The sequence below is a fragment of the Arthrobacter sp. Y3221157 genome, from assembly GCF_059089865.1.
Map to the genome: position 1 here is coordinate 1 of NZ_JBNHFD010000054.1, position 25143 is coordinate 25143.

The 25143-nt window shown below is 65.6% G+C and carries 18 protein-coding genes, 1 rRNA gene and 1 pseudogene; 15 read left to right on the plus strand and 5 right to left on the minus strand.

From position 1 onward, the window contains the following. Positions 1–145: pseudogene (locus AC5RTT_RS13585) on the minus strand (class I SAM-dependent methyltransferase); the annotation flags it as partial. Between the two features lie 95 nt (positions 146–240). On the opposite strand from AC5RTT_RS13585, the gene AC5RTT_RS13590 reads away from it, so the two are divergent. Next, complete coding sequence (locus AC5RTT_RS13590) at positions 241–987, plus strand: phosphoglyceromutase (RefSeq protein ID WP_494010720.1); 747 nt, start codon at positions 241–243, stop codon at positions 985–987. A 72-nt stretch (positions 988–1059) separates the two neighbouring features. Here AC5RTT_RS13590 and phoU read toward each other — a convergent pair whose 3' ends face one another. Continuing rightward, positions 1060–1722: a phosphate signaling complex protein PhoU gene (phoU, locus tag AC5RTT_RS13595; protein ID WP_494053696.1), complete on the minus strand. Its 663-nt coding sequence runs from the start codon at positions 1720–1722 to the stop codon at positions 1060–1062. 207 nt (positions 1723–1929) lie between these two features. Here phoU and AC5RTT_RS13600 point away from each other — a divergent pair, with 207 nt between their 5' ends. Then, on the plus strand, positions 1930–3177 hold the full coding sequence (locus tag AC5RTT_RS13600) for a sensor histidine kinase (RefSeq protein WP_494145649.1): 1248 nt from the start codon (positions 1930–1932) through the stop codon (positions 3175–3177). Beyond that, positions 3174–3854 (plus strand): response regulator, encoded by a 681-nt coding sequence (locus AC5RTT_RS13605; protein WP_079598280.1) that lies wholly within the window; start codon positions 3174–3176, stop codon positions 3852–3854. Before AC5RTT_RS13600 ends, AC5RTT_RS13605 begins: the two co-directional genes overlap by 4 nt. 106 nt (positions 3855–3960) lie before the next feature. On the opposite strand, the gene AC5RTT_RS13610 is transcribed toward AC5RTT_RS13605, so the two are convergent. Further along, a complete protein-coding gene (locus AC5RTT_RS13610; protein WP_494145638.1) occupies positions 3961–4518 on the minus strand; it encodes a hypothetical protein in 558 nt (185 codons plus the stop codon). A 255-nt stretch (positions 4519–4773) separates the two neighbouring features. Here AC5RTT_RS13610 and AC5RTT_RS13615 point away from each other — a divergent pair, with 255 nt between their 5' ends. From AC5RTT_RS13615 to AC5RTT_RS13650, 8 genes are all read left to right on the plus strand, one after another. Continuing rightward, positions 4774–5256: a CarD family transcriptional regulator gene (locus AC5RTT_RS13615; RefSeq protein ID WP_009357288.1), complete on the plus strand. Its 483-nt coding sequence runs from the start codon at positions 4774–4776 to the stop codon at positions 5254–5256. Positions 5257–5378: 122 nt separating this feature from the next. Next, on the plus strand, positions 5379–6161 hold the full coding sequence (ispD, locus tag AC5RTT_RS13620) for a 2-C-methyl-D-erythritol 4-phosphate cytidylyltransferase (RefSeq protein WP_494145639.1): 783 nt from the start codon (positions 5379–5381) through the stop codon (positions 6159–6161). Positions 6162–6163: 2 nt separating this feature from the next. Continuing rightward, positions 6164–6679, plus strand: a complete 516-nt coding sequence (gene ispF / locus AC5RTT_RS13625; protein WP_494145640.1) for a 2-C-methyl-D-erythritol 2,4-cyclodiphosphate synthase — start codon at positions 6164–6166, stop codon at positions 6677–6679. Positions 6680–6688: 9 nt separating this feature from the next. Continuing rightward, complete coding sequence (gene cysS / locus AC5RTT_RS13630) at positions 6689–8146, plus strand: cysteine--tRNA ligase (RefSeq protein WP_494145641.1); 1458 nt, start codon at positions 6689–6691, stop codon at positions 8144–8146. 90 nt (positions 8147–8236) lie between these two features. Continuing rightward, positions 8237–9226, plus strand: coding sequence for a 23S rRNA (guanosine(2251)-2'-O)-methyltransferase RlmB (gene rlmB, locus AC5RTT_RS13635; RefSeq protein WP_494145642.1), 990 nt, complete (start codon positions 8237–8239; stop codon positions 9224–9226). Between the two features lie 104 nt (positions 9227–9330). Continuing rightward, the gene (glgX, locus tag AC5RTT_RS13640; protein ID WP_494145643.1) at positions 9331–11442 is read left to right on the plus strand and encodes a glycogen debranching protein GlgX; all 2112 of its coding nucleotides are present in this window, start codon (positions 9331–9333) and stop codon (positions 11440–11442) included. A 13-nt stretch (positions 11443–11455) separates the two neighbouring features. Beyond that, positions 11456–11932: a guanyl-specific ribonuclease gene (locus AC5RTT_RS13645; protein ID WP_494145644.1), complete on the plus strand. Its 477-nt coding sequence runs from the start codon at positions 11456–11458 to the stop codon at positions 11930–11932. A gap of 7 nt (positions 11933–11939) precedes the next feature. Further along, positions 11940–12296 carry a barstar family protein gene (locus AC5RTT_RS13650; protein ID WP_494124963.1) on the plus strand — a complete coding sequence of 119 codons (357 nt, stop codon included), beginning with the start codon at positions 11940–11942 and terminating at the stop codon, positions 12294–12296. Between the two features lie 6 nt (positions 12297–12302). Here the strand turns inward: AC5RTT_RS13650 and AC5RTT_RS13655 are convergent, their stop codons facing one another. Together AC5RTT_RS13655 and glgP are read right to left on the minus strand one after the other, a co-directional pair. Then, positions 12303–14090, minus strand: a complete 1788-nt coding sequence (locus AC5RTT_RS13655; protein WP_494145645.1) for a thiamine pyrophosphate-requiring protein — start codon at positions 14088–14090, stop codon at positions 12303–12305. A gap of 38 nt (positions 14091–14128) precedes the next feature. Beyond that, on the minus strand, positions 14129–16747 hold the full coding sequence (gene glgP / locus AC5RTT_RS13660; RefSeq protein ID WP_494145646.1) for an alpha-glucan family phosphorylase: 2619 nt from the start codon (positions 16745–16747) through the stop codon (positions 14129–14131). Positions 16748–16938: 191 nt separating this feature from the next. On the opposite strand from glgP, the gene AC5RTT_RS13665 reads away from it, so the two are divergent. The 4 genes from AC5RTT_RS13665 to AC5RTT_RS13680 all read left to right on the plus strand — a co-directional run. Next, positions 16939–18981, plus strand: coding sequence for an alpha-1,4-glucan--maltose-1-phosphate maltosyltransferase (locus AC5RTT_RS13665; protein ID WP_494145650.1), 2043 nt, complete (start codon positions 16939–16941; stop codon positions 18979–18981). Continuing rightward, entirely contained in the window at positions 18978–20774 is a 1797-nt protein-coding gene (gene treS / locus AC5RTT_RS13670) for a maltose alpha-D-glucosyltransferase (protein WP_494145647.1), read from the plus strand. Before AC5RTT_RS13665 ends, treS begins: the two co-directional genes overlap by 4 nt. Before the next feature lies 1 nt (position 20775). Continuing rightward, entirely contained in the window at positions 20776–24495 is a 3720-nt protein-coding gene (locus AC5RTT_RS13675) for a 1,4-alpha-glucan branching enzyme (RefSeq protein WP_494145648.1), read from the plus strand. Between the two features lie 474 nt (positions 24496–24969). Then, positions 24970–25143, plus strand: a 16S ribosomal RNA gene (locus tag AC5RTT_RS13680); the annotation flags it as partial.

Genomic DNA, 25143 nt, shown 5'->3' on the forward strand with positions numbered 1-25143 from the left:
GTCCGGCCAGCCAGCGGTCGAGGCGGCGCATGCGGTTGGGATTGGTAGTGCCGCGGGTCACGTTGCCCACCGGCCTGCCCTGCCTGCCCGCCGCGTTCCTGCCGGTGATCTGCGGGGCGGCCACCCGTTCAGCCTTTTGAACCACCGCCCCACCTTACCGTTGCCACGGCAGCGGCGGCTCCCCGCCGTCGGCTTGTAACGCTGGGCGGGCGGCAACGGCGCTCGGCTAGGATGAAAATCATGACTTACAAGCTGATTCTGCTGCGCCACGGCCACAGCGAATGGAACGCCAAGAACCTGTTCACCGGCTGGGTGGACGTTGACCTGAACGACCAGGGCCGCGAGGAAGCAGCGCGGGGCGGTGAGCTCCTGGTGGAGAACAACGTGCTCCCGGATGTGCTCTACACCTCCCTGCTGAAGCGGGCCATCAACACGGCCAACATCGCCCTGGACAAGGCTGACCGCGGCTGGATCCCGGTGAAGCGCGACTGGCGCCTGAACGAGCGCCACTACGGTGCGCTGCAGGGCAAGGACAAGGCGCAGACCCTGGCCGAGTACGGCGAGGACCAGTTCATGGAATGGCGCCGTTCCTACGACACCCCGCCGCCGCCCCTGGACGATAACTCCGAATTCTCCCAGGCCCACGACCCCCGCTACGCCGGACTCGGTGCCGCGCTTCCCCGCACCGAGTGCCTGAAGGACGTGTTGGTCCGCCTGCTCCCATACTGGGAATCGGACATCAAGGAAGACCTGAAGGCCGGCAAGACCGTCCTGGTCACCGCGCACGGCAACTCCCTCCGCGCACTGGTCAAGCACCTGGACGGCATCAGCGACGAAGCTATCGCCAGCCTGAACATCCCCACCGGCATCCCGCTGGTGTACGACCTGGATGAGAACTTCCAGCCCATCAAGCGGGGCGGAACCTACCTCGATCCTGAAGCCGCCGAGGAAGCCATCCTTGCCGTCGCCAACCAGGGCAAGAAGTAGGGCATTAAACAACGACGGCGGGCTGGTCACCTTTGGTGGCCAGCCCGCCGTCGTTCATTAAGGACTATTTAATCAGCTGTGCTCGATGCCGTTCGGCTGCCATGCACCGGTCACCAGGTAGGTAACCTTCTGGGCGACGGAAACGCCGTGGTCCGCGAACCGTTCAAAGTAGCGGCTGGCAAGGGCCACGTCCACGGTGGTGGCGGGTGACTCGTTCCACTCGGGCGCGGCGATCGCCTTGAAGACGCTCAGGTGCAGGTCATTGATGGCCGTGTTGGCCTTCAGGATGTCCCGGGCAACTTCCAGGTCGCGGGTCTCCAGCAGGACGGTGAGCTTGGCCGCGATTTCCTTGTCCAGCTCGGCCATCTGCTTGAACGTCTCCGTCATGGACGCCGGAATCACCGTCGACGGGAAGCGGAGGCGGGCCAGCTGTGCGATATGGCGGGCGAGGTCGCCCATTCGCTCCAGCGATGCGCTCATACGCAGGGAACCCACGATCATGCGCAGGTCGCTGGCGACCGGACCCTGCAGTGCCAGGATGTCGATGGCCCGCTCATCCAGGCTGTTCTGCAGGAAGTCGATGCGCGCATCCGCGGCAATGACGTCCTGGGCGAGGTCCACGTCCGCCACTTCGAACGAAGTAGTGGCCTTTTCCATCGCTTCGGTGACCAGCCGGGAGATCTGCACCAGCTCCTCACCCACGTGGGTGAGTTCTTCCTGAAAAACCTTACGCACGTAGGCGTCCTTTCCTTGAAATCCCTGCCGGGCCCGCTTCCGGGCAGCAGGAATCGTGTGGCCGTTCGGCACTCCAACTCGTTACTCTGCCAGTATCCGGTAAACGGTTGGTCCCTTGAAGGTGAACGTTAGTTGAACCGTGGCCGCAGGGGGTCCGGCCGCGCCGGATGGGCCCCGGCAAGAGCATAAGGTGGACCTGTGGATCCTATGCTCATCGGTCTGGTCGCAGGCCTCGTTGGCCTGGCGCTCGGCACCTTTGGCGTGCTCGCTTTCCGGGTCAGCGAGAAGCAGCGCCAGTTGCTGGACATCGACGCCGAGGAACTGGCTCTCCCCGCCGGCGCAGCGGAAGTGCTTGCTATCGTCGGGCGGGCCTTTGTGGTGGTCGACGCGGTGGACGGCGTGGTCCGTGCCAGCCCCGCCGCCTACGCCTACGGGCTGGTGCGGGGACACACCGTGGTCCACAAGGAACTGCTGGACATGACGGCGGGTGTCCGGCGCGACGGCGTCATCCTGGAAAAGCAGCTGGAACTGCCCCGCGGCCCGCTGGGACAGGGAACCATCATTGTCCAGGTGCGGGCAGCCATGCTGGGCGAGGAATACATCCTCCTGCTCGCGGACGACCGCACGGAGATCACCCGTACAGAGGAGATCCGGAACGACTTCGTCGCCAACGTCTCCCATGAACTCAAGACTCCGGTGGGCGCCATCTCGCTGCTCGCCGAAGCCCTCGAATCCTCCGCGGACGACGAGGAGGCCGTCCGCCGCTTCGCCAAGCGGATGCACAAGGAATCTGCCCGGCTTGCCGCGCTGGTGCAGGACATCATCGAACTGTCGCGCCTGCAGGGAGCCAGCGTCACCCAGCAGGGCGGCCCCGTGGACGTCAATGCGGTGATCGCCGAAGCGGTGGACCGGTCCCAGCTGCCTGCGGAAAGCAAGAACATCACGATCGTGGTGGGCGGCCGGACCGAGGGCAAGGTGTTCGGCGACCAGGACCTGCTGGTCACGGCCCTGCGCAACCTCATCGACAACGCCATCCGGTACTCGCCGGCCAACACCCGGGTGGGCATCGGAGTCCGGTCCCGGGAAGGGCTCGTCTCCATCTCGGTGACAGACCAGGGTGAGGGCCTTACCCCGGAAGAACAGGAACGCGTCTTCGAACGCTTCTACCGGGTGGATGCGGCACGGTCCCGCCACACCGGCGGTACCGGCCTGGGCCTGAGCATCGTCAAGCACGTTGCCTCCAACCATGGCGGTGAGGTGACCGTGTGGTCCCAGCCCGGCCAGGGATCCACCTTCACCCTCCGCCTGCCCGAGATGGAAGGGCACGACGGCGACGACGACGTTCCGTCCGCGTCCGCCGCCCGGCAGGAGCCGGCAGGGCAGCGAGCCGACCAGCCAACACTTACCCAGGTACCCCGCGCCGCCGGCGCAAAAGAACGAGGAGCTAGCGCTTGAGCAGGATCTTGATTGTGGAGGACGAGGAGTCGTTCAGCGATCCCTTGTCCTATTTGCTGGGCAAAGAGGGTTTCGAAGTTGAGGTGGTGGACAACGGCCTGGATGCCATCACCGAATTCGACCGCAACGGCGCCGACCTGGTGCTCCTGGATCTGCAGCTCCCGGGCCTGTCCGGCACTGAGGTCTGCCGCCAGCTCCGCCAGCGTTCAAGCGTCCCGGTGATCATGCTGACAGCCAAGGACTCGGAAATCGATAAAGTCGTGGGCCTGGAACTGGGGGCTGATGACTACGTCACCAAGCCCTATTCCTCCCGCGAGCTGGTGGCCCGGGTCCGGGCGGTGCTGCGGCGCCAGGGCGAGCCGGAGGAGCTGATTTCCTCCACGGTGCAGGCCGGCCCGGTCCGGATGGACATCGAGCGGCACGTGGTCAGCGTGGACGGCGAGCAGGTCCTGCTTCCGCTGAAGGAGTTCGAGCTGCTCGAGATGCTCCTGCGCAACTCCGGCCGGGTACTCACCCGCGGCCAGCTCATCGACCGGGTGTGGGGGTCCGATTATGTGGGCGATACCAAGACCCTGGACGTCCACGTAAAGCGGCTGCGCGGCAAGATCGAACCCGATCCCTCCGCGCCGCGGTACCTGGTGACAGTGCGCGGACTCGGCTACAAGTTCGAGCCGTAAAGGCGCCCGCGGATCCACGGAAGCCGGGACGGCAGCGTTACGGGACTCGCAAAAGGGAGGGGCCGGCCGGCCCCTCCCTTTTGCATGTAGCTTGCTGCGCCGCTGGCTAGTGGCCGGTGCCGCCGCCAAGTTCGGAGGCGGTGGGCGACGGTGTGGGGGAAGGCGACGGGGTGCTTCCGGCCGGCAGGTATTCCTTGTACTCCGGCAGGGTGGCGTCCAGGACGGGAACCTTGACGGTGTTGCTGACGTTGGTGCCGCTTTCGGTGATCTTGATATCCACCAGCGACCCCGGGATGCCGCCGGTGGTGCTCAGGACGGCTTCATCCGTGTCATTGTTCAGCAGGACGTAGGAGTTGGCCTTGACCGGAACCTCGGTCTCCGAGCCCTCGGCGCCGTTGACCGTGAGCTTCACGTCCTGGGACGAGGAGTTGTAGACGGCACCGATGACCCGGCCCGGTTCGTCCTCGCCGTTGGAGATGATGAGGAAGTTGCTCAGCTTGAGGGGGCCGAGATCGGTGACAATGCCGTCCGACGCCTGGTACTGCTCGCTTGTCTGCTGGGAATTGATGTACCCGCAGCCCGACGTCAGCAGTCCGATGCCAAGGGCGGCAGCCGTCAGTGCCAGTTTGCCGCGCTGGGCCCGGTTCGTCGCAGTGAAACGCACGTCACGTACTCCTCGAGAGTCTTGAAACAGATTTAGGCATAGCCTATCCGGAAAGCCGCCAAAACGAGGATTCGGCGGCGTCACATCGCCCTTGGCAGGGCCGCGGCGATGCACTATTATCCGCATCCGTCAAGGGGTCCAAGGGGGTCTATTTGGGCCAATTTCCGCGTATTTTCGCGGTTCCGGGCCCTTTCCGCGGCCGGTCATATGCCTGAATCGTGATAAACTGGTCTGCGGGAAAGGGGAAATGTCCACATGGTATTTGAGGTCGGCGAGACAGTAGTTTACCCTCACCACGGTGCTGCAAAGATTGAAGAAATCAAGATGCGCACCATCAAGGGCGAAGAGAAAATGTATCTCAAGCTCAAGGTGGCTCAGGGTGATCTGACCATTGAAGTTCCAGCAGAAAACGTTGACCTTGTTGGGGTCCGGGACGTAGTGGGCAAGGATGGCTTGGAGCACGTGTTTGATGTGCTCCGTGCCGAGTTCACCGAGGAGCCCACCAACTGGTCACGCAGGTACAAGGCAAATCTGGAGAAGCTTGCTTCCGGTGACGTCATCAAGGTAGCAGAGGTCGTCCGCGACCTGTGGCGCCGGGATCACGACCGGGGCCTTTCCGCAGGCGAGAAGCGAATGCTGGCCAAGGCCCGGCAGATTCTGATCTCAGAACTGGCGCTGGCCGAAAAGACCGATGAAGAGAAGGCGGCAAGCGTTCTCGACGAGGTTTTGGCTTCCTAAGAATTAAGCCCCGGCGGCACGAAAGTGCGCCGGGGCTTCTTTTTTGCTCCGGATCTTTCCGGGCCAACACACGGCAGCGCCCCGCCGGACGCTGCGGCCCGCAGCGACGTAGGCTAGTCCGCATGAGCGAAACACCTAACCGCCTGGTTACCGCGGTGATCCTGGTGGCCGCAGGTTCGGGGCAACGGCTTGGTTATGGCATGCCCAAGGCTGCAGTGCCGCTGGGTGGAGAACCCATCCTGATGCATGCCCTGCGCGGCATCGTCGCGTCCGGAATCAGCAGCCAAGTGTGCATTGCGCTGCCCGCCGGAAATGACGGGCTGCGCAGGCTGTGTGAGGACTTCCGCGAAGAGCTTGCCGACGGCGGTCCGCTCCTGACGATCGTTGACGGCGGAGCCACGCGTGCAGAGTCCGTTCGTGCCGGTCTGGGCGCCCTTATGGAGGGCACGGACGCCGTCATGGTCCACGACGCCGCCCGCGCGCTGACACCGGACTCCGTCTTCCACCGCATCGCCGACGCCCTCGCCGCCGGCGCTGAGGCGGTCATTCCCGCGATCGCCGTCGTGGACACCGTCAAGACAGTCAGGGCCACCGCGGACGGTGGCGGTTCACCGGCGCCGGAGGTTGTCACCGGAACTGCCCCCCGTGAGGACCTGCGCGCCGTGCAGACGCCCCAGGGGTTCCGGTTGGCCACGCTCCAACGGGCCCACCAGGCTGCCCAGTCGCTGGACTCGCAGCAGGCGGCAGCGGTCACGGACGACGCCATGCTGGTGGAAATGACCGGAACCACGGTCCATGTGGTCCGTGGTTCCACCCAGTCGCTGAAAATCACCACGCCGCTGGACCTAATCCTGGCCGAAGGGCTGCTGGAAGGCCCGCTTGGCGCCCGCTGGGTGGAAGGCTAGGGATGGCAGACCCGCAGATGATCATTCCCCGGACGGGCATCGGCCTGGACGTCCACGCATATGCAGCAGACGATTCAGCGCGCCCCCTATGGCTCGGCGGACTGTTATGGCCGGGCGAGCGCGGCCTGGCCGGGCACTCCGACGGAGACCCGGTGGCGCATGCGGCGTCGGACGCCCTGTTCTCCGCAGCCGGAATCGGCGACCTCGGCACCCACTTCGGCACTGACCGCCCCGAATTCGCCGGCGCCTCCGGAGTAACGCTCTTGGCCGAAGCGGCGCGGATCGTTCGTGCCGCAGGATTCGAGATCGGCAACGTGGCAGTCCAGTTCGTGGCCAACCGGCCAAAGTTCGGGCCCCGGCGGGAGGAATCGCAGCAGGTCCTCAGCGACGCCGCGGACGCACCCGTCAGCGTCACCGCCACCACCAGCGACCGGCTCGGATTCACCGGACGCGGCGAGGGCATCTCCGCGGTGGCAACCGCCCTGGTCTACCCCCGGCCCGCCAGTGCCATCGGCTAGTCTGGAGCGGTGACCCTGCGCTTCTATGACACTGCCTCCGCTGAAGTCCGGAACTTCGTCCCCCTCGTCGAAGGAAAGGCCAGCCTGTACTACTGCGGGGCCACAGTGCAGGGCATGCCCCACGTGGGCCACATCCGTTCCGCCATCGCCTTCGACCAGCTCACCCGCTGGCTGACGTTCCGGGGGTACCGGGTAACTGTGGTCCGGAACGTTACAGACATTGACGACAAAATCCTCGCGAAGTCGGAGGCGTCCTTCGCTCCGGACTTCGTGCCTGAGCCGGGGGAAGTGGCCCAGGAGGAGTGGTGGGCGCTGGCGTACCGCTACGAGCAGGAGTTCCTGCGGGCCTACGACACCCTCGGCGTTTCCCGGCCCACCTACGAGCCGCGGGCCACCGGCCACATCCCCGAGATGCACGCCCTGATCCAGCAGCTGATCGACCGCGGCCACGCCTATCCCGCGCTGGATGACTCCGGTGACGTGTACTTCGACGTACGTTCCTGGAGCAAGTACGGCGCGCTGACCCGGCAGAACATTGACGACATGCAGGCGGCGCCGGACGCCGATCCGCGCGGGAAGAAGGACCCCCGCGACTTCGCCCTGTGGAAAGGCTCCAAGGAGGGCGAACCCGCCACCGCCTCCTGGGCGTCACCATGGGGGGCGGGCCGTCCCGGCTGGCACCTGGAGTGCTCCGCGATGGTCACCAAGTACCTGGGCACGGAGTTTGACTTCCATGGCGGCGGGCTGGACCTGCGCTTCCCGCACCATGAGAACGAGATGGCGCAGTCGCAGGCGGCAGGGCATCCTTTCGCCAGTTTCTGGATGCACAACGGCATGGTGACCTATGAGGGCGAAAAGATGTCCAAGTCCATCGGCAACACCATCAGCCCCGCAGAAATGCTGGAACTCGCCCCGCCCCGGGTGGTCCGCTACTACCTGGGCCAGGCCCACTACCGCTCCGTCCTTGACTACCGTCCCACGTCGCTCCAGGAAGCTGCGGCCGCCGTCGAACGCATCGACGGGTTCCTTGCCAAGGCCGCGGCCCGCTTGGGGCCTGAGGCCGGGCACGCCAGCGCCCGCACGCCCGTAAGCCTGGAGGCATTTTCCGAGGCCATGGACGACGACCTGAACGTGCCGCGCGCGCTGGCTGCCCTGCATGAGGCCGTCCGGGCAGGCAATACCGCCCTGGCGGAGGGCGACGACGACGCTGCCGGCGAGGCGATGCACGCCGTCACCGTCATGACGGGCGTGCTGGGGCTCGACGCCGTTGCCGGTGCCGACACCCGGAACAGCCGGGAATCGGATGCGCTCGGTGTCCTGGTGGAAGCTCAGCTCGCTGCCCGGGCCGCGGCGCGGGCCAACAAGGACTGGGCTGCCTCGGACTCCATCCGCGACATGCTCAACGAAGCCGGCGTGGTGGTCGAGGACGGCCCCGACGGCGCCACCTGGAGCCTGAAGCGCGACTGACCCGAAGGATTCCCGCAGCGGTCCGGCGATTTTTCTTCGGTCAGTAGACTGGTATGCAGACTCAGTCAACACAATCAAGGGTGGAACATCATGGCCAACAATGGTCGCCGATCGGTTAAAGCGAAAAAGGGCCCAACCATCGGAACCGGTGGCCATGGCCGAAAGGCCCTGGAAGGCAAGGGGCCAACGCCCAAGGCGGAAGACCGGCCGTACCACAAGGCCCACAAGGCCAAGCAGCTTGCCGAGCGGTCCGCCGCCAAGCGCGGCACCGGTGCCCGCAGTGCGGGGGCAGCGAAGTCCGGGCCCAAGGGACGTGCCACCGAGGAAGTCGTCACCGGCCGTAACTCGGTGGTGGAGGCGCTCCGCGCCGGCATCCCCGCCAAGGCGCTGCACGTCGCCATCCGAATCGAGATGGATGACCGCGTCAAGGAGTCCCTGAAGCTCGCTGCCGAGCGCGGCATCCCGCTCTTGGAAACGGGCAAGCCGGAGCTGGACCGCATGACCGATGACGCCGTCCACCAGGGGCTGGTCCTGCAGATCCCGCCGTATGAATACGCGGACGCCTATGAACTGGCCGAAGAAACGGTGGACAAGTGGAAGAAGGGGCACGTCCCCAACGCCCCGCTCTTTGTCGCCCTTGACGGCATCACCGATCCCCGCAACCTCGGTGCCATCATCCGCTCCGTGTCAGCCTTCAGCGGCCACGGCGTCATCGTTCCCGAACGCCGTTCCGTCGGAGTCACCGCCTCCGCTTGGAAGACCAGCGCAGGCGCCGCCGTCCGCGTTCCCGTGGCACGCGCTTCCAACCTCAACAACGCCCTCAAGCAGTTCAAGAACATGGGCATCTTCGTCCTGGGCCTGGACGGCGACGGCGACATCTCGCTGCCGGACCTGACGCTCGCAAAGGAACCGGTGTGCATCGTGGTGGGCTCGGAAGGGAAGGGGCTCAGCCGGCTGGTCCGGGAGAACTGCGACCAGATCGTGTCCATCCCCATCGATTCGGCGATGGAATCGCTGAACGCCTCCATGGCAGTGGGTATCTCCCTGTATGAGGTCTCGCGCCAGCGCGCCGCAAAGTAGGAAACATGAGGGGATGGAGCCCGCCTCCCGCAGGCCCTTCCCTCCCCGGCGCCATGTCTAGCGTCGGGGCAGTTCAAATGCCCGTGGCGGCTACTATTTAGGTGATGGTCATGCCGTTTTTCGACACCGCTTCCACCATGGACTCCTCCACGGCAGCTCCCCTCGGTGTCAGCGTTCCGCGCGCGGACTCCGGCGGCACTCGGCACCGTGCCGGGGGCCGGGCCAACGTGGCCTGCTACGCCCCGGGAGTGCCCAGCCTGGAAATCGTCTACATCGCACCCGGCGGGGACTGGCGTGTCCAGGCGCTCCCCAACGTCACGGAGGGGGTTCACCACGGCATCGTGGAGGACCTGCCCTACGGCTCGCGGTACGGGTTCCGCCCCGCGTCGCGGGAACAGTCGCTGCCCCTTTCGATGCCCACGCGGGAGGTTGAGGACGACGGCGGCCAGCCACTGCTGCTCGATCCGTACGGCCGTGCGGTGGACCAGCGGGACGGCGTGCTCACCAGCGTCCGAATGGCCGGAGACTTCACCTGGGACGGTGACGAACGGCTGCGCCTGAAGTGGCGCGACACCATCATTTATGAAGCCCATGTCCGCGGGCAGACCATGCTCCACCCGGATGTTCCCCGGGAGCTGCGCGGAACCTACGCCGGCATGGCCCACCCCGCCGTAGTGGAGCACCTCACCAGCCTGGGAGTCACTTCGGTGCAACTGCTGCCGGTGCATTTTCACCTCGACGAACCGCACCTGCAGGACCTGGGACTGACCAACTACTGGGGCTACAACACTGCGGCCTTCTTCGCCCCGCACCCGGCATATGCCACCAAGGCGGCGCGGGAGGCCGGGCCGAAGGCTGTGCAGGACGAATTCAAGGGGATGGTCAAGGCCCTTCACGCCGCCGGCCTGGAGGTCATCCTTGACGTCGTCTACAACCACACGGCGGAGGGCGGACCCAACGGCCAGACCGTGAGTTTCCGGGGCCTGGGGGAGGACACGTACTACCGCACGGACGGGCAGGGCAGGTATGTGGACACCACCGGCTGCGGAAACAGCCTTAACTTCGCCGAGCCCCGGGTAGTCCAGCTGGTGGTGGACTCGCTGCGGTACTGGGTGGACGAGTTCCATATTGACGGCTTCCGTTTCGACCTCGCGGTCACCCTGTGCCGCAACGCTGCCAACGACTTCGACCCCCGGCATCCATTCCTGCTGGCCGTCGCGGCGGACCCCGTCCTGTCAGACGTGAAGCTGATCGCCGAACCGTGGGACGTGGGCTACGGGGGCTGGCAGACCGGACGGTTCCCGCTGGGTTGGGTGGACTGGAACGACCACTTCCGGGATTCCCTCCGCTCCTTCTGGCTTGCGGACCGGGCAGCCCTCGAAAACGGCGGCCACGGCGGGTCAGTAGCCAAGCTCGCTGACTCGCTGTCAGGGTCCGCTGCCCTGTTCCAGGCTTCCGGACGCTCCCGCCTGGCATCGGTCAACTACATCACCGCGCACGACGGCTTCACCCTGAACGACCTCGTTTCCTTCGACCGGAAGCACAACGAGGACAACGGTGAGCAGAACCGGGACGGCCACGGCGACAACCGCAGCTACAACCACGGCGTGGAGGGCCCCACCGAGAACGGCGACATTCTTGCCAAGCGGGCCCAGTCCCGCCGCAACCTGATGGCTTCGCTGCTCATTTCCCTCGGCGTGCCCATGATTACCGCCGGTGACGAACTGGCACGGACGCAGCTGGGCAACAACAACGCCTATTGCCAGGACAACGCCATCACCTGGCTGGACTGGACCCGCACGCCGGAATCCCACGAGATGCTGCGCAGCACCAAGCGCTACATCCGCCTGCGCAAGGAGTTCCTCGCCGCCCAGCCCCACGACTTCCCCGTCCGCGACGAACAGTCCTACCTTTACTGGTTCGACCAGGACGGCCGGCCAATGTCCACCGAGCGCTGGAACGATCCGCGCCACCGGGTGGTCCAGCTCCTGCTCGGCACCGACGACGGGGAGTTCGCGGGACTGATCGTGGTGAACGGCGGAACCTCGGACCTGCAGATCACGCTCCCGCAGGTTACCGCCGAAGGGACCGCTCCGCGCAGGTTCGAGCTCCGCCTGACCACCTCACCGCTGCACGAACAGCGGCAGGGCGGGGTGGTGGCTGCCGGGGAGACGGACCTGGCCGAGGCCAACTCCATCAGCATCTACCGCACGTAGCCTGGACTTAAGAATGCGCAACCGTTCCCTCCTGCCCCTGTTGCTGGGTGCCCTTGTGGTCCTGGCCCTGGTCATGTTCGGCGGCCCCGGACTCCTGGATCAGCCGAAGGAAAGCACGACGGCGGAGGCCACCTCCCGCGCCACGGCAGCGGGTTCCGCCTTCCCGTCCGCCCCCACGGCGCCGGTCGCGGCCGACAACCCTTCAGGGCTGGCATCCATCCGGGAATCGGAACTGCCGCCTGAGGGTCGCAGGGTCCTGGCACTTATCCGCGCGGGAGGCCCGTACCAGTACAGCCAGGATGACCAGACCTTCGGCAACTTCGAGCGCATCCTGCCGCGCCAGGACCGGGGATACTACCGCGAGTACACGGTGCCCACGCCCGGGGAATCAGACCGGGGCGCCCGCCGGATCGTGGCCGGCAGCGGCGGGGACAAGTACTACACCGAAGACCATTACGAGTCGTTCAAGTTCATAGCGGAAGGCAGCTAAGCAAGCCATGAAAATCTACTCTGGCGACACCTGGACCCTGGAGGAACTGCAGGAACAGGTGGCCGATGCCGGACGCCGAATCCTGGTTGTCCCGCCGGCTGACAGCAAACGTGCCGTCCTGGAAACCTTCGGTGAAGTCCTCAGTTTTCCGGAACACTACGGGGTCAACCTCGACGCCCTGAACGACTCCCTGCACGACTTTGCGGACTCCATCACGGACAACGGCAACGCCCCGGTCACCGTCCTCTGGCAGGTGGCCGCCCCGTTCCGGAGCGACAGGTCCTTCGGGATCATCTGTGAGATCCTCCAGGACGCGGAAAGCTACGCCGGCAAGGACCTGGCCGTCACCGCCGTCCTGCTCTAGGCGCAGTCAGCCGCCGGCAGGTTCCTCCTGCGACAGGTAGGTATCGAGCAGTTCGGCGGCCCGGGCGCCGTCGTCCTCCGCAGCCAGCCCCTTGCGCATGCTCTCCGCTTTTTCCCTGCCGGCCGGGAACGGGGGCAGCAGCGGAATTTCCGGATCCGTCAGCACTTCGATCACCACGGGCCGGTCCGCGGCAAAGGCTTGCTCCCACGCTTCACCGAGCAGCTCCGGATCCTCCACCCGGATGCCCCCAAGGCCCAGCAGCTCGGCGTATCCGGCGAAAGGAAAATCGGGAAGCTCCTGGCTGGCCGCGAACCGCGGCTCGCCCTCAGACTCGCGCTGTTCCCAGGTGACCTCCGTCAGCTCCCGGTTGTTGAAGACGCACACCACGAACCGCGGGTCCTCCCACTCCTGCCAGCGGTGCGCCACGGTGGCCAGCTCGGCGACACCCGCCATCTGCATGGCACCGTCCCCGGCCAGGGCCACGAGCGGCCGGTCGGGGTGGGCCAGCTTCGCGGCAATCCCGTAGGGAATGGAGCACCCCATGCTGGCGAGGGTGCCGGACAGGTGCGCCGGGACCCCGGGCGGCAGCACCAGCTGGCGGGCGTACCAGTACACGCAGCTTCCGACGTCGACGCTCACCTGCGCATTCCCCGGGAGCCTGCCATTGAGCTCGCGGACCACGCGTTCGGGGTTGACGGGCAAGGCAGGCACGGCGGCGCGGTCCGCGGCGAGGATACGCCAGCGGCTGACTTCATGTTCCACGTCCGAGCGCCACTGGCTCCGCGGGCGGTGCTCAAGCCTACGGCCCAGGGCGGCGAGGGCGGAAGCCGCGTCACCGGGCAGGCCCACCTCCACCGGGTAGCGGTTGCCGATCTTTTTCTCGTCGATATCGATCTGCACGGCCCGCGCCGCCCCGGGCGGCGGATAGAACTCCGTCCACGGATCATTGGACCCCACAATCAGCAGGGCATCGCAGTTGCCCAGCAGGTGGGCGCTGGCAGTGGTGCCCAGGTGCCCCATGGTTCCGACGGCGAAGGGGAGCGTCTCATCAACGTACGGCTTGCCCAGCAGGCTGGTGGCAATGCCGGCACCCAGCTTTTCCGCCACGGCCACCACTTCTTCGAAGGCGTGCCGGGCACCCTGGCCGACAAGCAGCGCCACCCGTTCCGAGGAGTTCAGGAGGGCGGCCGCGGCGTCCAGGTCCTCATCCCGCGGCGTTTTGGCGGCGGAACTCCACGAGGGGCTGGTGACCACGATGCCGTGTTGCTGCTCAAGCTGCGGTGCCGGCGCGGACTGGATGTCATGCGGGACAATGACGACGCACGGCGAGGACGTGGCCTTCGCCGTGCGGAATGCCCGGTCCAGGACCATGGGCACCTGCTCCGGGGCGCTGACCAGCTGGACGAACTGGGATGCGACGTCCTTGAACAGGGCGCCCAGGTCAATTTCCTGCATGTAGGCCGAGCCCAGCACCGTACGGCTCTGCTGCCCCACGATCGCAACCACCGGCACGCCGTCGAGCTTGGCGTCGTACAGCCCATTAAGGAGGTGGACGGCGCCCGGGCCCTGGGTTGAGGTCACCACCCCCACGCCGCCCGTATACTTCGCGTGGCCCACGGCCATGAATGCCGCCGTTTCCTCATGCCGGGCCTGGACGAACTCGACGCGCCCGCCAGACCGCCGCAGCGCCCCCATGAAACCGTTGATTCCGTCGCCGCTGTAGCCAAAAACCCGGTTCACGCCCCAAGTGGTGAGCCGGTCAACGATCACGTCGGCCACGGTTTGTTCGGTCATGGATCCTCCTGCGTCGGTTAGGGCCGGTTGGCGAAGGGTCAGGCGTTGACGATCAGGCCGAGCTCCGCCTTGGATGCCAGCGCGTCATGCCGTGGCAGGACCCTGACGGTGTAGCCGAAGGAGCCCGAGCGGTCAATCACCAGCGAGCCGCTGAAAAGGTGGCGGCCGTTGCCCAGGTCCTCCTTCACCTGCAGCTCCATCAGGGTGATGTCCGCCAGGGTGTCGCTTTCCTCGGCCCGGCCGTAGGCCACCTCCACGCACACGTCATCCGGGGTAAGGCTGTTCAGGGCCACGTAGGCGTTGACCTGCAGGGTGTCGCCGATCTGCGGATCTTCGGAGACGCCCACCGAATCCACGTGCTCAACGTGGACTTGGGACCAGTTGGAACGCACCTTGGATGACCACGATGCGAGCGAACGTGCCTGCGAGTACGAGTTGGCGATGGCCATGCGGCCGGCTTCGGCGGCCGGACGGTAGAGGATGTTCACATAATCGCGCAGCATACGCTCAGCAGAGACTGCAGGGCCCAGGTGCGACAGGGTGTGCTTAATCATCGAGACCCAGTGCGTGGGGACCTTCTCCGCCGCCGACGTCGACGGCCCGGCGGCCCCCGCCGCTTCCGAGACGGTGCTGCCGTAGAACCTCGGCGCCACCTGGGTTTCGAGCAGCTCGTACAGGGCTGCCGCCTCGATGTCGTCGCGTTCTTCCGGTGATGCGCCGTTATTGGCGGTGGGAATCGCCCAGCCGTTCTCGCCGTCGTACATCTCGTCCCACCAGCCGTCCAGGACGGACAGGTTCAGCGAACCGTTCAGCGCCGCCTTCATGCCGGATGTCCCGCAGGCTTCCAGCGGACGGAGCGGGTTGTTCAGCCACACGTCGCAGCCCGGGAACAGGGTGCGCGCCATGGCGATGTCGTAGTTGGGCAGGAACGCGATCCGATGCCGGACCTCGGGGTCGTCGGTGAAACGGACCAGGTCCTGGATCATCTTCTTGCCGGCATCGTCGGCAGGGTGGGACTTGCCGGCGATGACCAGCTGGATGGGATGTTCCTTGTGCAGGAGCAGTGCCTTCAGCCGTTCCGGTTCGCGCAGCATGAGCGTCAGCCGCTTGTAGGTGGGAACGCGCCGGGCGAAGCCGATGGTCAGCACATCGGGGTCCAGGACGTTGTCCGTCCAGCCCAGTTCGGCGTCCGCGGCGCCGCGCTTCTTCCAGGCTGCACGGAGCCGTTTGCGGACGTCGTCCACCAGCGCAGACCGCATCTCCCGCCGCAGCGCCCACACGTCGGCGTCGCTGACGTTGTAGGCCAGGTCCCACCGGCCGTTGGCCTCGGCCTCGCTGCCGAACTGGTCGCGGGCCAGCTTGGCGATCCGGCTGTCCACCCAGGTGGGCACGTGCACGCCGTTGGTGACCGAGGTAATGGGTACCTCGGAGGGGTCGAAGCCGGGCCACAGTGCTGAGAACATGCCGCGCGACACTTCGCCGTGCAGCTTGGCCACGCCGTTGGCGCGCTGTGCCAGGCGCAGGCCCATTACCGCCATGTTGAACACGGCCGGGTTGCCGTCGGTGTAGTTCTCGCGGCCCAGTTCCAGGATCCGGTCCACCGGCACGGCGGGTGCCAGGCCGGCCTGGAAGAAGTGGCTGATCTGCGAGATCTCGAACCGGTCGATGCCGGCCGGAACAGGAGTATGGGTGGTGAACACGGTGGAGGCCCGGCCTGCCGCCAGCGCTTCATCGAAGGTGAGCGCCTGGTCCCCGGACATGAGCTCCTGGATGCGTTCAATGCCCAGGAAGCCGGCGTGGCCCTCGTTCGTGTGGAACACTTCCGGCGCGGGGCAGCCGGTCAGCTGCTGGAAGGCGCGCAGCGCCTTGACGCCGCCCATGCCGAGGAGCAGTTCCTGCTGCAGCCTGTGGTCACCGCCGCCGCCGTACAGCCGGTCCGTGATGCTCCGGGCCGCGTCATCGTTGCCGGGCACATTCGAGTCAAGGAGCAGCAGGGGGACGCGTCCGACGTCGGCCCGCCAGATGTGTGCCAGCAGCCGGCGGCCGTTGGGCAGCGGCAGGGTGATCTGCAGGGGCTTGCCGTTGCCGTCGGGGGAGGGCTCGCGAAGCAGGGTGAGGGGCAGGCCGTCCGGGTCCAGGACGGGGTAGGTCTCCTGCTGCCAGGCGTCCCGGGACAGCGACTGCTTGAAGTAGCCGGCCTGGTAGAGCAGGCCCACGCCGATGAGCGGCACGCCGAGGTCCGACGCCGCCTTCAGGTGGTCGCCGGCCAGGATACCCAGGCCGCCGGAGTACTGGGGCAGGACCTCGGTGATGCCGAACTCTGGGGAGAAGTAGGCGATGGATGCCGGCGCCTCCGGTCCCAGTCCCTGGTACCAGCGCGGTTCCTCAAGGTACCGGTCAAGGTCCTGCTCCGCTGCCCGTACCCGCTCCACCACGGACTGGTCGGCGGCAAGCCGCTGGAATTCTTCCCTGCTGACCATGCCCAGGAAGCCGACGGGGTCCTGCTCGCTTTCTTCCCAGATGCGGGGGTTCAACCCCGCGAAGAGTTCCCGGGTGGGGCGGTGCCAGGACCAGCGCAAATTGCTTGCAAGCCGCGCCAGCGGGCGGATGGGCTCGGGGAGGACTGTACGGACCGTAAACCTGCGGATTGCCTTCACCTGCGTCACACTAACGGACAACATGGGCGGCCGGAACCAGCTTTGGGTTTCTTTTGGGTAAATGACAGGGGCGTGCAGGAAATGACGTGCGGCACGACGAAATTAGTGAGCAGGCTTAGCAATCTTGGACTTTTCTCGCTAACGTCGAGCCTGTGACGACTAACTCAGGAATCAGTGCCGTAACAGAGAAAATGCCAAGGGGATCCATCACGGAGGGGCTGCGGTTCGGACGGTTTCCGATCACGGCCGTGCAGCCCGTCGTCGAGGGTGGAAAGTTCCCGGCCAAGGCCCTGCCGGGCGAAGGAATCGTGGTGGGTGCCACCTGCTTCAGGGAAGGCCACGACCAGCTCGGCGTGAGCGCAGTCCTGCTGGACGAGTCGGGCGCAGAGCGCCAGCGCGTCCGGCTCGCGCCGCCGCGGGGGGAACGCGGCATGGGAACCGACCGCTGGGAAGGCATCCTCACGCCGTCGGAAACCGGGCACTGGTCCTTTGTCATTGAAGCCTGGCATGACCGCTACGGCACCTGGCACCACAACGCCGAGGTAAAGATCGCCGCCGGGATTGATGTTGAACTTATGCTCGCTGAGGGCGCTGCGCTGTTGTCCGAAGCGTCCGACGACGACTCCCGGAACGAGGCGGACAGGGCAACATTGCGCTGGGTCGCCGAGAGGCTGGCGGACCGGTCGCTGAGTCCGGAGGAGCGCCTCGCGGCCGGCTTCAGTCACGGAGTGGCGGACATCGTCGCCCGCCAGCCCATCCGCGAACTGGTGACGGTCTCCGAAAAGTACCCGCTCAATGTCGAGCGTGACCGTGCCGGCCGCGGTGCCTGGTACGAGTTCTTTCCCCGTTCAGAGGGCGCGGTCAAGGACCACACCACCGGCACGTGGACTTCCGGTAACTTCCGCACTGCCGCCAGGCGGCTGGACGCCGTCGCGGCCATGGGCTTCGACGTCCTGTACATGCCGCCCATCCATCCCATCGGCGTCAAGCACCGCAAGGGGCCCAACAACACCCTGGTTGCCGGTCCGCATGACCCCGGCTCGCCCTGGGCCATTGGTGCCGAGGAAGGCGGGCACGATGCCATCCATCCCGACCTCGGCACGTTCGAGGATTTTGACGCTTTCGTGGCACGGGCCAATGAGCTGGGCCTGGAAGTTGCCCTGGACCTCGCCCTGCAGGCCGCTCCGGACCACCCGTGGGTAACGTCGAACCCGGAATGGTTCACTACCCGCGTGGACGGCAGTATTGCCTACGCCGAAAATCCGCCCAAGAAGTACCAGGACATTTATCCGCTCAATTTCGATAATGACCCTGAGGGCCTTTCCAATGAAATTCTCCGGATTGTCCTGCTCTGGGTCAGCCACGGCGTAAAGATTTTCCGGGTTGATAACCCGCACACCAAACCTGTTTGGTTCTGGGAATGGCTCATTGCCGAAGTTAACAAAGCAGTGCCGGGCGTTGTGTTCCTTGCCGAGGCGTTCACCCGGCCCGCAATGATGCACGCCCTGGGCCGGGCCGGCTTCCAGCAGTCCTACACCTACTTCACCTGGCGCAACACGAAGAAGGAGATTGAGGACTACTTCCACGAGGTGAGCCACGATTCGCCGGCCTTCTTCCGGCCCAACTTCTTCGTCAACACCCCGGACATCCTCACCCCCTACCTGCAGTTTGGCGGCCCGCCGGCGTTCCGGATCCGGGCAGTCCTGGCCGCCACGGCCAGCCCGCTGTGGGGGGTCTACGCCGGCTACGAGCTGTACGAGCACGTTGCCCGCCCGGGCGCCGAGGAGTACATCGACAACGAGAAGTTCGAATACAAGGCACGCGACTGGGATGCGGCAGCCGAATCCGGACGCACCCTGGCGCCGTTCATCACCCGGCTGAACCACCTGCGCCGGGACCACCCTGCGCTCCAGGACCTGCAGAACCTGACGGTCCACCAGAGCACGGACGACGCCACGGTGGTGTACTCCAAGCACAAGACATTGCCTGACGGTTCCAAGGACACCCTCATCGTGGTGGTCAACGTGGACCCGCATGTCACTCGCGAATCCACTGTGATATTGGACCTCGCCGCGCTTGAACTGGATCCGCAGGACCTGACGGCCAATGGCGGGTTCCACGTGGACGACCTCATCTCCGGGGAAAGCTGGGAGTGGGGCGAGTACAACTACGTGCGCCTGGACCCGCACGTTGAGCCCGCACACATCCTCAGCGTGAGGAGAACGCATCAGTGAGTTTTACTGCGCAAAGTTCGGGCCAGCACTTCACTCCCAAGAGCACATTCGAGCTCAACGCCCCGGGCCTCCAGCATGATCCGCTGTGGTACCGGAAGGCCGTGTTCTACGAAGTACTGGTCCGGGCTTTCGCGGATGCCAACGGCGACGGGTCCGGAGACTTCTCCGGCCTGATCGACCGGTTGGACTACCTGCAGTGGCTGGGCGTGGACTGCCTCTGGCTGCCGCCCTTCTTCCAGTCACCGCTGCGGGACGGCGGCTACGACATTTCGGACTACAACTCCGTGCTGGACGAGTTCGGCACCATCAGCGACTTCAAGCGCCTGGTGGCCGAGGCGCACGCCCGGGGCGTGCGCGTGATCATCGACCTGCCGCTGAACCACACCTCGGACCAGCATCCCTGGTTCCAGGAGTCCCGCAAGGACCCCGAGGGGCCTTATGGGGACTTCTACGTATGGAGTGACACGGACCAGAAGTACCAGGATGCCCGCATCATCTTCGTGGACACAGAGGAATCGAACTGGACGTTCGACCCCATCAGGCGGCAGTTCTTCTGGCACCGGTTTTTCAGCCACCAGCCGGACCTGAACTTCGAAAACCCCAAGGTCATCGAGGCGCTCTTCGATGTGGTCCGGTTCTGGCTGGACCAGGGCATTGATGGTTTCCGGGCGGACGCCATTCCATACCTGTACGAGGAGGAAGGGACCAACTGCGAGAACCTGCCGGCCACTCACGAGTTCCTCCGCAAACTGCGGGCCATGGTGGACGAAAGTTACCCCGGCCGGGTGATCATCGCCGAGGCCAACCAGCCGCCCAACGAGGTGGTTGAGTACTTCGGCACGGAAGCGGAACCGGAGTGCCACATGGCCTTCCACTTCCCGATCATGCCGCGGCTGTATTACGCGCTCCGGGACCAGAAGGCAGCGCCCATCATCGAGACCATGAAGGACACCCCGGACATTCCCGAGGGCGCGCAGTGGGGTACCTTCCTGCGCAACCATGACGAGCTGACCCTCGAAATGGTCACCGCCGACGAACGCGCGGCCATGCTCGGCTGGTACGCCCCGGATCCCCGGATGCGGGCCAACATCGGCATCCGCCGCCGGCTGGCACCGCTGCTGGACAACTCCCGTGCCGAGATCGAACTGATCAACGCGCTGCTCCTGTCCCTGCCCGGCAGCCCGTTTCTGTACTACGGCGACGAAATCGGTATGGGCGACAACATCTGGCTCGAGGACCGGGATGCCGTCCGTACCCCCATGCAGTGGAACCCCGACCGGAATGCCGGTTTCTCCCACGCGGACCCGGGCAAGCTGTACCTGCCCCCCATCCAGTCGCTGGTGTACAACTACAGCATGGCGAACGTGGAGGCCGAGTCCGCCCATTCCGGTTCCCTGCTCAGGTGGACCCGGCAGATCCTGAGCGTCCGCAAGAACCATGCCGCGTTCGGCCTGGGGGCTTACAAGCACCTGGAGGCCGACCACGACGCCGTCCTTGCCTACCTCCGCGAACTGCCCCAAGGCAACCCCGCGGGACTGAACGGCGAAACCGTCCTGTGCGTCTTCAACCTTTCGCAGCACCCCGTGGCAGCCCGGCTGCGGGTACCGGAGTACGCCGGCCGCGGATTGCGGGATGTCTTCGGGGGACAGGTGTTCCCCGGAATCAATGACGACGGCACGCTGACGTTGACCCTGGGCAGCCACGATTTCTTCTGGTTGCGCGTCCGGTCTGCGGCATCCAACCCGTCATCGCCCTACACCCAGGCCATGCCCATCCTGTCGATAGAGGAGTGACATGAACCAGCCTATTCTCACGCCCGCCCTGACCGCGCTGCTCCAGGAATGGCTCCCGAAGCAACGCTGGTTTCCCATCAAGTCGCCTGACTTCGAAATGTCCCAGGCCGGGAGCCTGGGGCTTGAAGACCCGGCCAGGCACGCAGCCCTGTCCGTGTTCCTTCTGAACGTCAGCACGCAGGGCTCCGACGGCGGCAGGCGGACTGCCGTGGTCCAGGTTCCGCTGAGCTTCCGGCCCGCACCCGCAGCAGGAATGGAACGGGCGCTTGTTGGCCAGGCGGCCGGCACGGATCCGTCCCGTCCATGGGTCTACGACGCCGTCCACGATCCCGACTTCGTGGGCTCCTGGCTGCAGCTGATCCGGAATGAAGAGAAAGCTGCCAGCGGCACGGCAGCGGGCTTCAAGGTCCCCGGGAGCTACCGGCTGCCTACCGCGCACGGTGTTGTGAAGGTCCTGTCCGGGGAGCAGTCCAACAGTTCAGTGATTGTGGACGACGGCGAATCGGCAGCCATTGTGAAATTCTTCCGGGTGTTGTCCGAGGGCGCCAACCCCGAAGTTGAGGTGGGGTCCGCCCTGACCTCCGCCGGGACGTCCGAGGTACCCGCAACCCTTGGCTGGGTGCGGGGGGAGTGGCTGGCCCAAGGCAGGACCCCGTCTGACGGCAAGGGGACCCGCCAGGTGCAGGGCGAGCTGGCCGTGGCTCACGAGTTCCTGGCCGGCGGCCGGGATGCCTGGCGCCTCGCGGTGGACGCCGCCCGTTCCGGCACTGATTTCACCACAGAAGCCAGGGCCCTCGGGGCCGCCACCGCAACAGTGCACCGCCGCCTTGCCGAAGCGCTGGGGCAGTCCGCCGAAAGCGAACCGGGCAAGGTGATCGGACCGGGAGTAGCCCAGCGCGTCCGTCAGGCATGGGCGGAAGCCGGTCCCGCCGTCGGGCCCTTTGACAAAGAACTGGACGCGCTGCTGGAAGGCCTCGACGGCGTACCCACCGGGCCGCTCCAGCGGATCCACGGCGACCTTCACCTGGGCCAGATCCTGCAGGTCCCGGCACAGGGCGGCCCTGATCGGTGGGCCATCCTCGACTTCGAAGGCGAGCCCCTCCGGCCCATCGCCGAACGGAACGTCCCCGATGTTCCCCTGCGCGACGTCGTCGGAATGCTTCGCTCCTTCGACTACGCCGCGGGAGCCGCCCAGCGCGAACAGGAAGGCGCCCAGGTGCCCGCAGCCTGGGTAGACGACTGCGCGGACGCATTCCTTGACGGCTACGCCAGCGTCACTCCAGGAACCGTGGACCGGAACGCGCCCCTCTTTGTGGCATTGTGGCTGGACAAAGCACTGTACGAAGTAGTTTATGAAATGCGTAACAGGCCCGACTGGCTGGCGATCCCGGTGAACGCCTCCAGGCGGCTCCTTAGCGGTAACAGCGCCGGCGACCATGCCGGGGCAGCATCGGAAGGTAACGAAATGACAGGCTCAGCACGAACTGACCGCCCGGGCGCACCGCTGCAGGTGGACGACGGCACCTTGGGCAGGATCGCAAACGGTGAACACCACGCCCCGCACTCCGTCCTGGGTGCGCACCTGGACGACTACGGGCACGTCACCATCCGCACTGTGAAGCACCTGGCCGAAGCAGTCAACGTCATCACCTCCGCAGGCGAAACTCCCATGCAGCACGAGGCGCACGGCGTATGGGTGGCGGTCCTGGAACCGCTGCAGCACGGACACGTGCCCGACTACCGGCTGTCGGTCACCTACCCGGGGGCTGAGCCGGTGACGGTCGACGAACCGTACCGGTACCTGCCCACCGTCGGCGAGGTGGACCTGCACCTGATTGGCGAAGGCCGGCACGAAAAGCTGTGGGAGGTCCTGGGCGCCCATGCCCGGCACTACAAGTCCTCCCTGGGCGACGTGGACGGCGTTTCTTTCTCCGTCTGGGCTCCCAATGCGCAGGCTGTCCGGGTCAAGGGCGACTTCAACGCCTGGGATGGGCGCGAACACTCCCTTCGCTCCCTGGGCTCCTCCGGGGTGTGGGAACTCTTCGTCCCCGGCGTTTCAGCCGGCGCTTGCTACAAGTTCGAAATCCGGACTAGGGCCGGTCACTGGGTGGAGAAAGCCGATCCCCTGGCATTCGGAACCGAGGTTCCACCGCTGACGGCCTCAAGGGTGGTGGAATCCTCCTACGCCTTCAAGGACGACGAGTGGATGGAAGCACGTGCCCAGCGGGATCCGCACAATTCCCCGATGAGCGTCTACGAAGTACACCTCGGGTCCTGGCGGCTGGGGCTGGGCTACCGCGAGCTCGCCAAGGAACTGGTGGACTACGTCAAATGGCTCGGCTTCACCCACGTGGAGTTCATGCCGGTGGCGGAGCACCCGTTCGGTGGCTCCTGGGGCTACCAGGTCACCTCCTACTTCGCGCCGACGTCCCGCTTTGGCCACCCGGACGAATTCCGGTACCTGGTGGACACGCTGCACCAGGCCGGCATCGGCGTGCTGCTGGACTGGGTTCCGGCCCACTTCCCCAAGGACGCTTGGGCCCTTGCCCAGTTCGACGGCGAGCCACTCTACGAGCACGCCGACCCCAACCTTGGCGAGCACCCGGACTGGGGAACCCTGATCTTCGACTTTGGCCGCACCGAGGTACGCAACTTCCTGGTGGCCAACGCCCTCTACTGGCTCGACGAGTTCCACATCGACGGACTGCGCGTGGATGCCGTTGCCTCCATGCTCTACCTGGACTACTCCCGGCAGGACGGCCAGTGGCAGCCCAACCGCTTCGGCGGACGGGAAAACCTGGAGGCCATCTCCTTCCTGCAGGAAGTCAACGCCACCGTCTACAAGACGCATCCAGGTGCCGTGATGATCGCGGAAGAGTCCACAGCGTTCCCGGGCGTCACGGCCCCCACCAGCCACGGCGGGCTGGGCTTCGGGCTCAAATGGAACATGGGCTGGATGCACGACTCCCTCAAGTACGCCTCTGAGGATCCCATCAACCGCAAATGGCACCACGGTACCGTCACGTTCTCCATGGTGTACGCGTTCACGGAAAACTTCCTGCTGCCCATCAGCCACGATGAGGTTGTCCACGGCAAGGGCTCCATGCTGCGCAAGATGCCGGGCGACCGCTGGCAGCAGCTCGCCAACCTGCGGACTTTCCTGGCCTACCAGTGGGCGCACCCGGGCAAGCAGCTGATCTTCATGGGCACCGAATTCGGCCAGGAAGCCGAATGGTCCGAGCAGCACGGGCTCGACTGGTGGCTTGCGGACATCCCCGCGCACAAGGGCCTGCAGCTCCTGACCAAGGACCTAAACGAGCTGTACAAGACCACGCCGGCGCTGTACACCCGGGACAACGAGCCCGGCGGGTTCCAGTGGATCAACGGCGGCGACGCCGACCGCAACGTCCTGTCCTTCATCCGCTGGGACAAGGACGGTAACCCGCTGGTGTGCGCCATCAACTTCTCCGGCGGCCCGCACGTCGGCTACACCCTGGGCGTACCGGAGGCGGGGCCGTGGATGGAGGTACTCAACACGGACCATGAAATTTACGGCGGGTCCGGTGTCCTGAACAAGGAAGGACTCAAGGCCGTCGACGAAGGCCAGGACGGCCAGCCCGCCACGCTGACCGTTACCCTGCCTCCGCTCGGCGCAGCCTACTTCAAGCCAGGTGCTGCAGCACCGAAGGTATCGGGTCGTGGGGCAGCAGCCTCCGCCTAGCCTGCCGGCGTGAACCGCATGGAACAGCCCGGAATCCCTGTGATTCCGGGCTTTTCCGTGCCCCGTTACCTTGGTGGCGGGAACCGGCGTCCGGGAGAGTTGGCCATCGCGGCCAAGTGGTGGTAGAGTTTATTTCCGCGCTGGTCCACGGAGTCAGCCGGAAAACCCGACCAAAAAGCTTCAAGCTGATCAAGGTCGCGGCCGCCGGTTTGACAAGAGTGAAGCCGGCCGGTAAGTTTGAAAAGTTGCTCCGGAGCGATCCTGAATGTTTGGTTTGGGTGGTGCCGGGTGTGTCTGTTGTTTGAGAACTCAATAGTGTGCCAAGTTTGTTGATACCGATTATGTATGTAATTGGTTGAATTTGCCGGATCGTGCCGCCCCTGTGGCATTGGTTTGGTGTTTTTGGCTGGTTTCAAATTTTGTGCAGCCTTTGCTGGTGTTATTTCCACTGGTTTTGGTTGTGTCTGTTTTTCTTCAACGGAGAGTTTGATCCTGGCTCAGGATGAACGCTGGCGGCGTGCTTAACACATGCAAGTCGAACGATGAACCCCGCTTGCGGGGGGATTAGTGGCGAACGGGTGAGTAACACGTGAGTAACCTGCCCTTGACTCTGGGATAAGCCTGGGAAACTGGGTCTAATACCGGATA